This is a genomic window from Pseudarthrobacter sp. NamB4 (assembly GCF_005796185.1).
In the GTDB taxonomy this organism is placed as follows: Bacteria; Actinomycetota; Actinomycetes; order Actinomycetales; family Micrococcaceae; genus Arthrobacter.
The window spans coordinates 21,624-35,573 of the sequence record NZ_VAHM01000023.1; the positions used below are offsets into that span (position 1 = coordinate 21,624).

The 13,950-nt window shown below is 65.0% G+C and carries 12 protein-coding genes; 7 read left to right on the plus strand and 5 right to left on the minus strand.

Annotation, left to right across the window (positions count from 1 at the left end):
* Nucleotides 1–54: 54 nt before the first annotated feature.
* The 3 genes from FDW81_RS17090 (at nucleotide 55) to FDW81_RS17100 (ending at nucleotide 4,450) form a co-directional block, all read left to right on the plus strand.
* Complete coding sequence (locus tag FDW81_RS17090; RefSeq protein ID WP_138135406.1) at nucleotides 55–1,488, plus strand: sigma-70 family RNA polymerase sigma factor; 1,434 nt, start codon at nucleotides 55–57, stop codon at nucleotides 1,486–1,488.
* Between the two features lie 305 nt (nucleotides 1,489–1,793).
* The gene (locus tag FDW81_RS17095; RefSeq protein WP_138135407.1) at nucleotides 1,794–3,926 is read left to right on the plus strand and encodes an LPXTG cell wall anchor domain-containing protein; all 2,133 of its coding nucleotides are present in this window, start codon (nucleotides 1,794–1,796) and stop codon (nucleotides 3,924–3,926) included.
* 230 nt (nucleotides 3,927–4,156) lie between these two features.
* Nucleotides 4,157–4,450 (plus strand): hypothetical protein, encoded by a 294-nt coding sequence (locus FDW81_RS17100; RefSeq protein ID WP_138135408.1) that lies wholly within the window; start codon nucleotides 4,157–4,159, stop codon nucleotides 4,448–4,450.
* A 576-nt stretch (nucleotides 4,451–5,026) separates the two neighbouring features.
* On the opposite strand, the gene FDW81_RS17105 is transcribed toward FDW81_RS17100, so the two are convergent.
* On the minus strand, nucleotides 5,027–5,602 hold the full coding sequence (locus FDW81_RS17105; RefSeq protein ID WP_138135409.1) for a hemerythrin domain-containing protein: 576 nt from the start codon (nucleotides 5,600–5,602) through the stop codon (nucleotides 5,027–5,029).
* 97 nt (nucleotides 5,603–5,699) lie between these two features.
* Entirely contained in the window at nucleotides 5,700–6,179 is a 480-nt protein-coding gene (locus tag FDW81_RS17110) for a YgjV family protein (protein WP_138135410.1), read from the minus strand.
* Nucleotides 6,180–6,415: 236 nt separating this feature from the next.
* On the opposite strand from FDW81_RS17110, the gene FDW81_RS17115 reads away from it, so the two are divergent.
* The 4 genes from FDW81_RS17115 (at nucleotide 6,416) to FDW81_RS17130 (ending at nucleotide 10,399) form a co-directional block, all read left to right on the plus strand.
* A complete protein-coding gene (locus FDW81_RS17115; RefSeq protein ID WP_138135411.1) occupies nucleotides 6,416–6,865 on the plus strand; it encodes a helix-turn-helix transcriptional regulator in 450 nt (149 codons plus the stop codon).
* Nucleotides 6,862–7,284: a VOC family protein gene (locus tag FDW81_RS17120; RefSeq protein ID WP_138135412.1), complete on the plus strand. Its 423-nt coding sequence runs from the start codon at nucleotides 6,862–6,864 to the stop codon at nucleotides 7,282–7,284. Before FDW81_RS17115 ends, FDW81_RS17120 begins: the two co-directional genes overlap by 4 nt.
* A gap of 78 nt (nucleotides 7,285–7,362) precedes the next feature.
* Entirely contained in the window at nucleotides 7,363–9,753 is a 2,391-nt protein-coding gene (locus FDW81_RS17125; RefSeq protein WP_138135413.1) for an excinuclease ABC subunit UvrA, read from the plus strand.
* 76 nt (nucleotides 9,754–9,829) lie between these two features.
* Complete coding sequence (locus FDW81_RS17130; protein WP_138135417.1) at nucleotides 9,830–10,399, plus strand: MOSC domain-containing protein; 570 nt, start codon at nucleotides 9,830–9,832, stop codon at nucleotides 10,397–10,399.
* Nucleotides 10,400–10,431: 32 nt separating this feature from the next.
* Here FDW81_RS17130 and FDW81_RS17135 read toward each other — a convergent pair whose 3' ends face one another.
* The 3 genes from FDW81_RS17135 to FDW81_RS17145 form a co-directional block, all read right to left on the minus strand.
* Complete coding sequence (locus tag FDW81_RS17135) at nucleotides 10,432–11,607, minus strand: MFS transporter (RefSeq protein ID WP_138135414.1); 1,176 nt, start codon at nucleotides 11,605–11,607, stop codon at nucleotides 10,432–10,434.
* Nucleotides 11,604–12,269: a GntR family transcriptional regulator gene (locus FDW81_RS17140; protein ID WP_138135415.1), complete on the minus strand. Its 666-nt coding sequence runs from the start codon at nucleotides 12,267–12,269 to the stop codon at nucleotides 11,604–11,606. Before FDW81_RS17140 ends, FDW81_RS17135 begins: the two co-directional genes overlap by 4 nt.
* 151 nt (nucleotides 12,270–12,420) lie before the next feature.
* Entirely contained in the window at nucleotides 12,421–13,800 is a 1,380-nt protein-coding gene (locus FDW81_RS17145; RefSeq protein ID WP_138135416.1) for an MFS transporter, read from the minus strand.
* Between the last annotated feature and the right edge of the window lie 150 nt (nucleotides 13,801–13,950).

A 13,950-nucleotide genomic window follows, 5' to 3' on the forward strand; every position in this document is an offset into this window, starting at 1 on the left:
CAAGACCATCTCTGCGAAGCATCCGGGGACGACGGTCAGACTACCCGAACAGCTTTGCCCGGTGATCCGGCCAATGCGGCCGATGAGGATCTCGTCCGTGCAGTTAAAAGGGATGACGCTGCAGCTATAGAGGAGCTGTACCGGCGGCACGCCCCCGGCGCGAAGAACTATGCCAAGGGCCTGATGCGCAACAGCTTTGACGCTGACGACGTCTTCTCAGAGGCGTTTTACAAAGTAGTACGTGCTATCCAGCGGGGCAAAGGACCCACAGGGCCTTTCCGCCCCTACCTGTTGAGGGCCGTAAGGACCTGTGCAGCTGATCATTGGGACGCACAGTCCCGGCAGGACCTCGTTCGGGAACCCGTAGAGCTGCCGGCTGAGGATGGAGGATACGATCGCGTTCTGAATGAGAACGACCGGAATCTTGCCGGGGCCGCGTTCGCCTCGCTGCCCGTACGTTGGCAGACCGTCCTGTGGCACCTTGACGTTGAGGGTGATTCGCCCCGGCGTGTCGCCCCGCTTCTGGGTATTGAACCAAATGCTGTCTCGGCAGTAGCTGTCCGGGCCCGGCGGGGGTTGCGCAAGGCCTATCTGGAGGCTTACACCCGGTCCGCACTAGGGGAAGACTGCAAACCGGTCCTGGACCTGCTGGTTAAGTCCGTCCTCCAGGACCTCACCTCTGCCGAAAGCACCCGGTTGCGGAAGCATCTGGACGACTGCCCCGGGTGTGCCATGGTTGCCGGGGAGTTGAAAGACACCCGCTCCACCATGCGGCGGGCAGTGGGCCCGTGGTTCCTGGCCATCCCTGCGGGAGCGCCCCTCGCCGGCAGCACTGCAGTTGCACCGCTTGACAGTGCATCCCAGCCGGGCTTGCCCACCGGTGGGATGAACATGGGCGTGTGGACCGGGGGGCTGGCCGCCGCAGCTGTCGCGGCAGTCATCGCCGTGGCCGCCGCAACCGGCATCAGTGCCTTACAACCCGCAGCCCAAGAGACTCCGGCTGCCTCCTCTCAGCCGATACCCGTCGCCGCAGCGGCCCTCGACGCCGATCCCGCGCAAGTCCCGGATCCGGCTGCCGAACCGGGCGCAGAGCAGAGCCCGACGGCAAAAGAGCCTCCCCCGGTACCGGTGCAGGACCCTGCTTTGGCTGCTCCCTTTGCCGCCGGCCCGGGCTTCGGGGCCATTCCGGAGGCGCATAACACTGCACGGACAGCCCCTGTCGGCCAGGATGTTTCCCCGCTGGTTCCCTCCTTGGTTCCGTCGGTTGTGCCTTCCGTGCCCCTTCCCACCCTCGAACCGGTACTGCCGCCGGTGCCCGGTCCCACCGGCAGCCCGATCCCGGTCCCGACCGCACCCACTTCCCCTCCGGTGACTACGGCACCGACGATCCCTCCGGTCACGCCGCCGGTTACGACGCCGGCACCAACGCCGCCAACAAACCCCGGCGCGGGCTGTGTCATCTGGATTCAGTGGTGGTTGTGCCTGTAGGGGCGCCTGCCCGTAAAAATTGGTTCCTTTGCCGCGTCACGATTTCGTACCTGCGCGGTGTTAATCAGGGATGCCCTTACGGCACTCCTTAAAGAGCTCATGGTTCTCAGTAAAAACGCGTCTTGGGGCCGCGCCATGCCCTCTACTTGGAAGGAAAGTTTTTGGCATCTCCGTGTCAGTCTCGCCACCAGACTGGGTCGATTCCCAGAATTGCTGGCGTCACTCTCTCTACCGCTATCATCGCCGGGACGCTCTTAGCAGTCCCACAGCAAGCCTTCGCCGCGGAACCCTTTCCTGCGTCCAACATGTACGCCACGGTGACCAACTCCTCGGAAATTCGCGTGGTCAACCGCTCCACCGGTGCGACGACGACCGTCCTCACCGCTCCCAACGGAGCTACCGGGCTCAACCAAATCGGTCTGGCCGGTGACGGAAGCAAACTGTTCCTCACCAATAGCGCCAACGTCTACGAATACACGGCGGCGACCGAGGCCTGGGAAGTGACTCCGCGCACCGGCCCGGCAGTCGCGAACACCATGGGCGGCGTAGACCCCGTCTCAGGACTGTTCTACTTCGGTGGACAGTCCGTAGGCAACACTTTCACCTTCACGACCTACAACCCCACAACCAACGCCGTGGGAACCAGCACGATCACTGTCACCGCTGACAACCCGCCCGGAGGTAACGGCGACATTGCCTTCGACAGCCTCGGCAACCTCTACTTCGTGTCCAGCGGATCCCAACTGGCCCAGGTTTACCGGGTCGACGCAGCCCAGCTCGGAGCCGGCACAGCGACCGCGACAAGAGTTGGACCAGCAATCAACGCCGGCCTGGCCCTGAACTCGATGGCTTTTGCCGACGACGGCTACCTCTACATCGCAGGCAGCGGAACCAACGGCTTCCTCCGGGTCAACCCCATCACCGGCGCCGTCCTCGAGCGCCGCAGCCTCAACGCAGCCATCACCGACCTCGGAACAAACGCTGTCCCCTACACCGGGTCCGCCTCCATCAACCTCCCCGGCGGCCGCGTCAACCCCACAGACCAATTCACGGTCACCGTCGGCGGCGGAGGCATCAGCACCGGCAACACCGCCACTACGACCGGAACGAACACCTCAGCAACCGTGGGACCGCTCCTGCTGCTCCCCGGCGAAACGTTCACTATCGAGCAGAAACCGGTAGGGGCAACCGACCCCAGCAACTACACCACCACTTGGCAATGCGTAGACCCAGTCACCGGGGCCGTCGTAGCCACAGGAACCGGAAGCACCGGCTCGTTCACGCTCCCGGCCAACGTACGAAACGTTGCGTGCACCTTCACCAGCACCGCCATCGCCCAGACACAGCCCCAGGATGATGAGTCGTTGAACAACAAGGCCGGCACTCCGGTGACCGTTGATGTCACCGGTAATGATCGGGGCGACCTGAACCCGGGCAGTGTGCGGATCATCAACGGTGACGGGAACCCGGTCACCGAGCTGGCCGTCCCGGGTCAGGGCACCTGGGCCGTGAACACCACCACCGGTGCGATCACCTTCACCCCGGAGAACGGCTTCACCGGCAACCCCGCCCCGATCACCTACCAGGTGACCGACACCCGCGGGAACACCGTCAACGCCGACGTCACCATCGCTTACGCTCCGGCGGCAGCTGATGATGAGTCGTTGAACAACAAGGCCGGCACTGCGGTGACCGTTGATGTCACGGGCAATGATCGGGGCGATCTGAACCCGGGCAGTGTGCGGATCATCAATGGTGACGGGAACCCGGTCACCGAGCTGGCCGTCCCGGGTCAGGGCACCTGGGCCGTGAACACCACCACCGGTGCGATCACCTTCACCCCGGAGAACGGCTTCACCGGCAACCCCGCCCCGATCACCTACCAGGTGACCGACACCCGCGGGAACACCGTCAACGCCGACGTCACCATCGCTTACGCCCCGGCGGCAGCTGATGATGAGTCGTTGAACAACAAGGCCGGCACTGCGGTGACCGTTGATGTCACCGGTAATGATCAGGGCGATCTGAACCCGGGCAGCGTGCGGATCATCAATGGTGACGGGAACCCGGTCACCGAGCTGGCCGTCCCGGGTCAGGGTACCTGGACCGTGAACACCACCACCGGTGCGATCACCTTCACCCCGGAGAACAGCTTCACCGGCAACCCCGCACCAATCACCTACCAGGTGACCGACACCCGCGGGAACACCGTCAACGCCGACGTCACCATCACCTACGCCCCGGCGGCCGAGAATGATGAGTCGTTGAACAACAAGCCCGGCACTCCGGCCACGGGTGATAGCGGAGAGAGGGCACCCGCGAAGGGTGGTCAGCCTCTTGCTTCCACCGGCGCTCAGGTCGGTGTTGCTGCTGCGCTTGGCCTTGGACTGCTGGGGGCTGGATTGGTCCTTACTCTCCGGCGCCGTCAGCAAGCCTGAGATTAGTTACTGAGGAGGCCCGGTTTCACTGATACCGGGCCTCCTTTTCCTTTGAATGGAATCCTCACTGAACGGCCCTGTTCGTCTTCACGGCGCGAATATTTTTTGCCCCTCGACTGCATCTGCGGCCGCTGTCCTCAGCAACAAAGAGTAGGCATCCGCGTCATGATCCGGGTTATCCCGGGTGGAGTAGTTGCCACCGATGAAGACTCGCGGATAAACGAGGACATATGACCATCAAGACTTACACCCCAGCGTGCATTGCATCGTGGGAATCGACGCTGTCCAGCAGAACCGAACTGTGCCTCTCCATAGCTGGCACTAACCGAAGCAAACTGACCCTGTACGCAGGCCCCGACGCGGCTGGCAGTGCCCCAATCGCGATCCTGACTGGCTTAGACAATGGAATTTACGTCAGCCGCCCGCAGGCACCAAATGACATACAGCAATGGATATCAGCAATGCTCCAGGCCGCCGAAGAGCTCAACCTCCCCGCAAAAAGTGCGGCCGGCTCTCCTCTGTGACTCACCGTTTAGAGTGACATTCAAAACTCCCCTATGACGCGCGACCCCATGCAAGCCCTGGCGCCGATGTTCGAAATTGTCGACGGATACTGGATTCGCGATCGATGATTCAACAAAGCACTGCAACAGCCGTACGCTGCACAAACAACATCGTGGCACGACCACCAGCAGATGCACCGGCTCCTCTCAGATAAGCCAAATGAATGCCAATGCGCCCAACAACGTGCCCTCGCACATGAGTTTCGAAATCTGTCAGGGCCCCGGACCCCTGACCTACCACCACGCCCTTGCCGGCGTTACTCCTGGCGACACACATCCACAAGAGGGAGGTCAGGGAGCGGATGCGTTCAGCCTCTGCAGGGGAGAAGTACACCCAACCTGACGTCAGGCAGCAAGGAATAGAGCGTCAGAATAGGGTTCGAAATACAGTTCCTGCACATGTCCCGTGAACGGTCTTAGCGTTCAACCTGACAGCCAGCGGGACAAGGAGCTCACCTGAGAGGGTGCCGGACAATTGCAAGCAACACGCTGTTGCGCAACCCTCCAGCAACCGCCGGAACAATTGGTTCCGCTCCCTCAGTCAGTGCGGCGGTGCTGCAGTTTGTCGAGGAGGCGGTCCACCATCCCGACGCCGGGCCCAACAGTCTTGTGGAACAGCTCGGAATGCGGGGCGCTGGGGTGGGGCCGCGTGGGTGCCAGCTTCTTGGCCTTCTCCACCTTTTCGCCGATTTCCACCAACTTCTCGCGGGGAATGTGGCTGCGGAGTTTCGGAAACTGCTCAGACTCCTCGTCGTTCGCGTGGTGGGTCAGCTGCGACTCGAGCTCGTTTACCGTCGCCATGAAGGCCGGGTCGGAAGGCTCCGCCTTTTCCAGCTGCTTCATGAGCTTAACGATCTCGTCGTGCTCCTTTTTGTCGTGCTCCACTTCCTCGCTGCCGTTGGGCACGTGGTCCTCAATAGCGGGGTACACGTACATCTCCTCGGCGACGGCATGGCGCATCACCTCGGCGATGAGGGTGTCGGCAAGATCCCTGCGCTCGGTCCCATCGGCCGCGCCCTTGATTTGCCCGATCAGTGCCACCATGTCCTGGTGGTCACTGGTCAGGATGTCCACGACATCCACGTTCGTTCCGGCGGAATTGGTGTCACTCATGACCTGTCCCTCCTGCTGGATCGCTCCCTGCGAGCGACGTAAGACGGCCAAGCTACCACGCGGTACCGGCCCGATCCAGAGACCTTCGAAGCTGCCCTTAGTGGGCCAGGCGCTGCCCGTCCGCCATGGAATGCACGGGAGCCAGGGCATGCACGGAAGCTCCGGCATGCATGGGCGCCACCGGGTGGACGGAAGCGAGGCCATGCACGGAAGCCACAGCCGGTCTTGCCGCCACCACGGGAATGGAACCGGTAAGGACCTCAACAACAGCCGACTGGCCGGTGGTATCAGGGACGCCGGGGTACTGAACCTGGGGAGCATCAGCAGCCGCCAGAGGAGCCTCGGCAGAACGCATCCGCACCAGGGCAACCGCGGAAATAAGGAACCAGGCCACGTTGGTCACTACGGACGGCCAGGCCCCGTGGACTGTGCCGTTAATAATGAAAGCGACGGAGCCGAACAGATTCGCGGTCTGGAAGCCCTTGCCGGCCTTCAGCCAGCCCATGGAAACGGAGAGGTAGGCGCTGAGGATCGCAGCCGCCCCTGCCCAGCCGGCAATTTCCCACAGCAGTTCCATGGCGTCCTTTCAAGGCTCCCTGCGCAGTATCCGGGCAGGGGATTGGATAGTAATTCAAAGGGTATTTTTGCCGGATGCTGCGTTAACTCGAGCCCTGTTCGGGCGAGGACCTCATGCTGGCCAGCGGCATAATCATACCCCGCCGGCAGGACCCCTCCTGACGCACAAAACGGGACGCACCAGCCAGCACTTCGAAACTCTGGACAAGACCCCCTCGGCGTAGCACGATCGGACCTGTGACCAGCCCCCCGCCCTCCGACCCTTACCTGCGCGAACTGACCCAACTGAGGCGCCTCAAGGACCGGATCGACCGCGAGTACGCCCAGCCGCTCGACGTCGAAATACTTGCCGAGGCAGTCCACATGTCCGCCGGCCATTTCAGCCGCCGCTTTAAGCTCGCCTACGGCGAATCGCCCTACAGCTACCTTATGACCCGCCGCGTCGAACGCGCCATGGCGCTGCTCCGCAAAGGGGACCTCTCCGTCACAGAGGTGTGCTTCGCCGTCGGCTGCTCCTCATTGGGAACCTTCAGCACCCGCTTCACTGAACTGGTGGGAATGCCGCCCAGCACCTACAAACAGGAAGCAGAAAAGTCGACGGCGGGCATCCCCGCATGCGTGGAAAAACAGGTGAGCAGACCGGTCAGGAATCGAGAAGCGCCCGCCCGGGAACCGTTACTAGCATGACTGCCATGAACAACATCACCATCTCCTCCAGTTTCCTGCCGCACACCGATCCGGACGCCTCGCTGGCGTTCTACCGCGACGCCCTCGGTTTCGAGGTCCGCAACGACGTGGGGCGCGGCACCATGCGCTGGATCACCGTCGGCCCCGCAGACCAGAAGGACGTCTCCATCGTCCTCTACCCGCCCGCGGCGGACCCCGGCATCACCGATGGCGAGCGCCGCACCATCGCCGAGATGATGGCCAAGGGCACCTTCGCCACCGTCGTCCTCTCCTCCCCCGACGTTGACGCGGCCTTCGCCAAGGTGGAGGCGAGCGGGGCCGACGTCGTCCAGGAACCCATCGACCAGCCCTACGGCATCCGCGACTGCGCCTTCCGCGACCCAGCCGGCAATACCGTCCGCATCAACCAGCAGCCTTGAGAGAAGAAGAACGACGACGGCGGGAGGGGCTGCGGAGGCAGCCCACCTTCCTGCCCCGGCCCGACAGATGGAGACCAGATGAGCACGGACACAAGCACGGACACCCAGGCTGCAGGACTGCACGTCGCCGACTCACACGACCTGATTCGCGTGCAGGGCGCACGGGAGAACAACCTCAAGGACATCAGCGTCGAGCTGCCCAAGCGCCGGCTGACGGTCTTCACGGGCGTGTCCGGCTCAGGCAAGAGCTCACTGGTGTTCGCCACCATCGCTGCAGAGTCGCAGCGGCTGATCAACGAAACCTACAGCGCGTTCGTGCAGGGCTTCATGCCCTCGCTCGCCCGGCCGGAAGTGGACTTCCTGGAGGGCCTGACCACAGCGATCATCGTGGACCAGGAGCGGATGGGCGCCAACCCGCGCTCCACAGTGGGGACTGCAACAGACGCCCATGCGATGCTGCGCATCCTCTTCAGCCGGCTGGGCAACCCCTATGTCGGCCCGCCAACCGCGTACTCGTTCAACGTGCCCACCCGCAAAGCCAGCGGCGTCATGTCCACTGAAAAGGGCGGGCGCGTGGAGAAGGCCGTGGTCCAGCAGGCCGTGTACCTGGGCGGTATGTGCCCCCGGTGCGAGGGTATGGGGAACGTCAGCGACATTGACCGCACGGCCCTGTACGATGACGGCAAGTCTCTTAACGGGGGGGCGCTGCTGGTCCCGGGCTACTCCATGGACGGCTGGTACGGCCGGCTGTTCGAGGGCATGGGCCTGCCCATGGACAAGCCGATCGCGAAGTTCACAAAAAAGCAGCTGGACACGATGCTCTATGCGGAGCCCACCAGGATCAAGGTGGAGAGCGTCAACCTGACCTTCGAGGGCGTCATCCCCAAGATTCAGAAGTCCATGCTGTCCAAGGACCCGGAGGCGATGCAGCCGCACGTGCGCCGGTTCGTGGAGCGCGCCGTGACATTCCAGACCTGCCCGGAGTGCAACGGGACCCGGCTCACTCAGCAGGCCCTCTCCTCAAGGATCAACGGCAAGAACATCGCCGAGCTGTGCCAGATGCAGATCAGCGACCTCGCAGAATGGGTCCGCGGTCTCAGGGACCCCTCCGTCGCTCCCCTGCTCAAGGGCCTGCAGCACCTGCTCGATTCCTTCTCCGACATCGGCCTGGGCTACCTCAGCCTGGACCGGCCTGCCGGCACCCTCTCCGGTGGCGAAGCACAGCGCACCAAAATGATCAGGCACCTGGGCTCCTCGCTCACCGACGTCACGTACGTCTTTGACGAGCCGACCATCGGGCTGCATCCGCACGACATTGAACGGATGAACCAGCTCCTGCTCCAGCTGCGGGACAAGGGCAATACCGTGCTGGTGGTGGAACACAAGCCGGAGACCATCGCCATCGCCGACCACGTCGTTGACTTGGGGCCGGGCGCCGGCAGTGCCGGCGGTGCCGTTTGTTACGAGGGCACCGTGGAGGGGTTGCGGGCCAGCGGCACCATCACGGGACGGCACCTCGGGGACCGCGCCTCTCTTAAGGAATCTGTCCGAAAGGCGTCAGGTGCGCTTGAGGTGCGCGGCGCCTCCAAGCACAACCTGCAGGCGGTCGACGTCGACATCCCATTGGGCGTCCTCACCGTCGTCACAGGCGTGGCCGGCTCGGGCAAGAGTTCGCTGATCCACGGCTCGGTGGCCAAGCGCGATGGCGTGGTGGTGATCGACCAGGGCGCCATCCGCGGCTCCCGGCGCAGCAACCCGGCCACCTACACCGGCCTGCTGGAGCCCATCCGAAAGGCATTCGCCAAGGCCAACGGCGTCAAGCCGGCCCTGTTCAGCTCCAACTCCGAGGGTGCCTGCCCCACCTGCAACGGCGCGGGCGTCATCTTCACCGAACTGGGCGTGATGGCCACCGTGGAGTCCCCCTGCGAGGAATGCGAGGGCCGCCGCTTCCAGGCCGCCGTGCTGGAGTACACGCTGGGCGGACGCAACATCGCCGACGTGCTGGCGATGTCCGTGACGGAGGCCGCCGCCTACTTTGCCGAGGGAGAGGCCAAAACGCCGGCCGCACGGACCATCCTGGACCGGCTGGAGGATGTGGGGCTGGGCTACCTCAGCCTCGGCCAGCCGCTCACCACGCTCTCCGGCGGCGAGCGCCAGCGGCTCAAGCTCGCCACCCAGATGGCCGAGAAGGGCGACGTCTACGTCCTCGACGAGCCCACCACCGGCCTGCACCTCGCCGACGTGGAAAACCTGCTGGCCCTGCTGGACCGGCTGGTTGACTCCGGCAAGTCCGTGATCGTCATCGAGCACCACCAGGCGGTCATGGCGCACGCGGACTGGATCATCGACCTCGGTCCGGGAGCAGGGCACGACGGCGGCCGGATCGTTTTCGAGGGCACGCCGGCTGACTTGGTGGCGGACGTCTCGACGCTGACGGGCCAGCACCTGGCGGCGTACGTCGGTGGCTGAGCCCGTCCGTCCAGTGGTCGAGCCTGGGCCCACGGCCGCAGGGATCCCTGGCCGAGCTTGCCAGGTTAGGGAGCGGCTGGGGAGCAACCGGTACAACGTTGAGATCCTGCACCTGCTGGTGTCCCCGGCGCACGCCTACTTCGGGCGGGCACGGGACGGCGCTGCGGACGTGCCAACCTTCGACGCGGAGAGCGCCGAGGTGGTGGCCGGCAAGGGTATCGTGGGCGACCGGTTCTTCGGCAAGGCCGCGCACATGGACGCCGCGGTGACCCTGTTCGCCGTCGAGTCCCTCGAGGCAATCGCGGCCGAGCTGGATGCCGGACCTCTTAACCCCCTGCTGACGCGCCGAAACGTGATCCTCCGGGGCGCCCAGCTGGCGCCGCTGCTGGGCCAGGACTTTGTGCTGGAGTCAGGCGGCTCGCGCGTCGAATTCCATGGCGGCCGGCACGCCCAGCCCTGCGCATGGATGAACGAGATGCTCGCGCCGGGAGTTCATCCTGCCATGCGCGGCCGCGGGGGAGTCCGGTGCCGCGCGCTTTCCAGCGGTTTCCTGCACAGGGGCCCTGCGGTGCTGGTCAGCCCGGTTCCGCTGGACCCGGCCCAGGCAGGTGAGCCGAGCCTGCTCCGGCCTTCGCGCCTTCCCTAGTTCGCGCCTTCCCTGGTTCACGGCTTCCCTAACTAGTCCAGCCGAACACCCCGGAGCAGCAGGAGGGTCCCTCCCACCACCACTGCCGACGCCAGGAAAACGCCACCGGCGCCAAGTCCGGCGGCAACACCGCCGATGGCGCTGGGCAGGATCACCTGGCCCACCCGGTTGCCGGCGAGCCTGAGCGCCAGCGCCCGGCCGCGCTGCCCCGGCGGAGCCTGCGACGACAGCCACGACATGGTGAGTGGCTGGCCGATACCGAGCCCGAGCCCGAGCACGGCCATCACCACGAACAGCAGCCACACGGGCATGGGAATCGCCGCCGCCGCCAGTGCGACGGTGGACAGGGCAAGGCTGAGCACCAGCAGCCGCATCCGGCCGATCTTCCGGGACACCCGCCCCAGCAGGAGCCGGGAGACCATCGAGAAGACGGCGCGGACAGTCAGCATGGCGCCCACAGTCGCCGCAGTGAGCCCGCGGTCGGACCCGAGCGCGGGGAGGTAGACCATGGTCAGGTCCACCACCGCAAGGACGGTGGCGCTGGTGGCGAGCGCGCGGGCAACGCCGGGAGTCTTGAGCAGCGAAACAGCGCTGCCGTTGACGCCGCCGGCCGCCACCACGTTCCGCTTCCCGCCGCTGACCTTTGCCGACACGGCGAAGGTGGCCAGGAAAAGCACCAGGCTCATGGCGACAGAGAGCAGGAAGATGGCCTGGGTATCGGGGCGGACCGCTACGCCGCCCACCAGGGAGATGGCCAGCGGCCCCAGGGCCTGGCCCAGGGATGCCGCGAAGGTCAGGTAGCCGAAGGCGGAATCCATCCGGGATGCAGCTGCGTTGTTGGCCACCACAGCCTGCTGCCCAACAACACAGGCGAGCTGGCCCGCGCCCAGCAGCGCGGTGCCAACCACCAGCGCTGTGATCGACGAGCCCCACAGCAGCAGGAAGGCAGAGGAAGCCAGAACGACGGCGGATCCCATCGCCATTAGCCGGCGCTCACCCAGCCGGTCCACCAGGCTACCGGTTGGAACGGCGAGCAGCAGCGGGAAGACGGCGTAGCTGGCGGCCAGCAGGCCCAGGGCAAACCCGGGAACCTCCAGCTCCAGGGCGCGGTATGTGGCGGCCGGCCGGACCAGGAACGTCACGGCCTGGATCAGCGCCGAATGAACGAGCAGGGCAGTGGCGGAGCGGCGTCCCAGTTCGCCGATCATGAGAAGGCCAGGCCGCTGGCCGAGATGGCCTTCAGTGCAGCGTCCCGGGCGGCCATGACATGGTCGAAGGCAATCTTCGCGGCTGCGTCCGGGTCTCCCGCGGCGACGGCGTCCACCAAGGTCCTGTGCTGGGCGAGCGCCTGGTCCCTTCGTTCCTGCGTGCTGTTGGTGAAGTGCCGGTACCGCTCCATCTGGCTGGAGATCTGGTCGTGGAAGCGCCGCGCCCACGAGTTTCCGGCGATCCCGGCGATCTTTGCGTGCAGCGCCATGCCCTGCTGCATCGCGTCGTCGGCGAACTCCACCAGCGCGGCATTGCGCGCAAGGATGGCGTGGAGCGCTTCGATGTCAGCGGCCGACGCTTTGGTGCAGGCATTGCGCGCCATGAGGGATTCCATCGCCGCACGGACCTCATACAGTTCCGAAATTACGGCCGCATCCAACTGGGGCACCAGCACTCCGCCGGTGGGCTGCTGCTCCAGGAGGTTCTCCGAGATGAGCCTCCGGATTGCCTCGCGCAGCGGCGTGCGGCTCACCTGCAAGGCCGCTGCCATGGCAGGCTCGTATAGGCGCTCCCCCGGTTTCAGCTCGCGGGTCAGGATTCTCCGCTTCAGTTCTGCGTAGACGAAGTGCGCCCCGGTGCTCCGGGCGGGTGAATCTGGCATATGGGCCACCTCCGCAGATCATCATACTTGTATACAACTATGCAAGCACGAGCTGCACGCGAAGGCGTTGCCGCCGTCGTCCTCAAACAGCAAAAGGAGGGGACAGCAACTGCTGTCCCCTCCTGCGCTTCAGCAGCAGGCCAACCTGGCCTTACGGGCGTTCGCCGCCCATGCGTTCGACCTTCTGCACCTCAAGGTCCTCAAGCGACTTCCCCTTCGTGTCGGAGGACAGGAGGGTGGCCACTGCGGAGACGAGGCAGATGGCAAAGGTCACCAGTCCAATGGTGAGGGGGACATTGGTTGAGCCGGGAGGCGCGATCGCGGTGAAGATGCTCGGGAAGAATGACGCGATCATCAGCCCGATGTTCTGCGAGACGGCGAAGCCGGTCACGCGGATCCGCATGGGGAACTGCTCCTGGAAGAACGTGGCGAAGGTTGCGTTCCACATCTGGAAGAAAATGCCCTGCACGATGACCACGCAGACGAAGACCAGCGGCAGGCTGCCCTGCTCGATCGCCCACAGATACCCTGCGACGAGGAGGCCGCCAGCCAGGCCGCCGGCAGCCATGAGCGTCCGGCGGCCGATCCTGTCGGACAGTGCACCGAACAGCGGGATGGTCACTACTGCCGCCACGTTGGCCACGAGGGTTACCCAGAGGAACTCGCTGCTGGTGAAGCCGTTGCCGTAGCCCTCCTGGGTGGCGTAGGAGACGCCGAAGACCAGGGTGGCCATGCCGATCACGTTGGTGAACGTCATGAGCACGCAGCGGACCAGGACCCCCGGGCGGGAGCGCAGGAGGTCGACGAGCGGGAACCGCTGCTTTGCCTTGGCTTCACCGGACTGCGCCGCGTAGGCGGGCGGCTCCTGCACGCGGCGGCGAATGAAGTAGCCGGCAAGGATCACGAAGGCGCTGAGCAGAAACGGGATCCGCCAGCCCCAGGCCCCGAACTGGTCGGCGGGGAGGAGTGCGGCGAGCGGAAGCAGGACGGCGGTGGCCAGGATGGAGCCCACCTGGGTGCCCTGCAGGCTGAAGCTGGCGAAGAAGCCGCGCTTGGCATCGGGCGAGTGCTCCACGATCATCGCACTGGCACCGCCAAGCTCCCCGGCCACGGCAAAGCCCTGGACCAGGCGGAGGACCACCAGGAGGACGGGCGCCAGGATGCCCACCTGGCCGTAGGTGGGCAGGAGCCCCACGGCGAAGGTGGCGAACCCCATGAGCAGCATCGCAAACACCAGCACGCTCTTGCGCCCGAGCCGGTCACCGTAAGCCCCCAGCACAACAGCGCCGACCGGGCGGGAAACGTAGCCCACGGCATAGGTTGCGAGGGAGGCGATGATCCCGACTGTCGGGTTCTCGGACGGGAAAAAGATGGTGGGGAAAATCAGCGTGGCGGCGAGCGAGTACAGGGCGAAGTCGTAGTACTCCAGGGCGCTTCCGATCCAGCCGCTCATCGCGGCCTTCCTGGGATCCCGCGACCCGGCCCCGGCCCCCTGGCCGGGGCGGGCAGCGGTGGCTTGGGTGATGCTCATGGCATTGTCCTTCGTCTTCATTGGCAAGGAGCCGGTGATGTCCACACGTCGTTGTTGGCGCCAGCCGCGGCAACGGGATCCCATGGATAACCTTCGGGCCTTGAATCGTTTCATTAACTCTAGGACGTGATGCGCGTTACGTCAAACTTC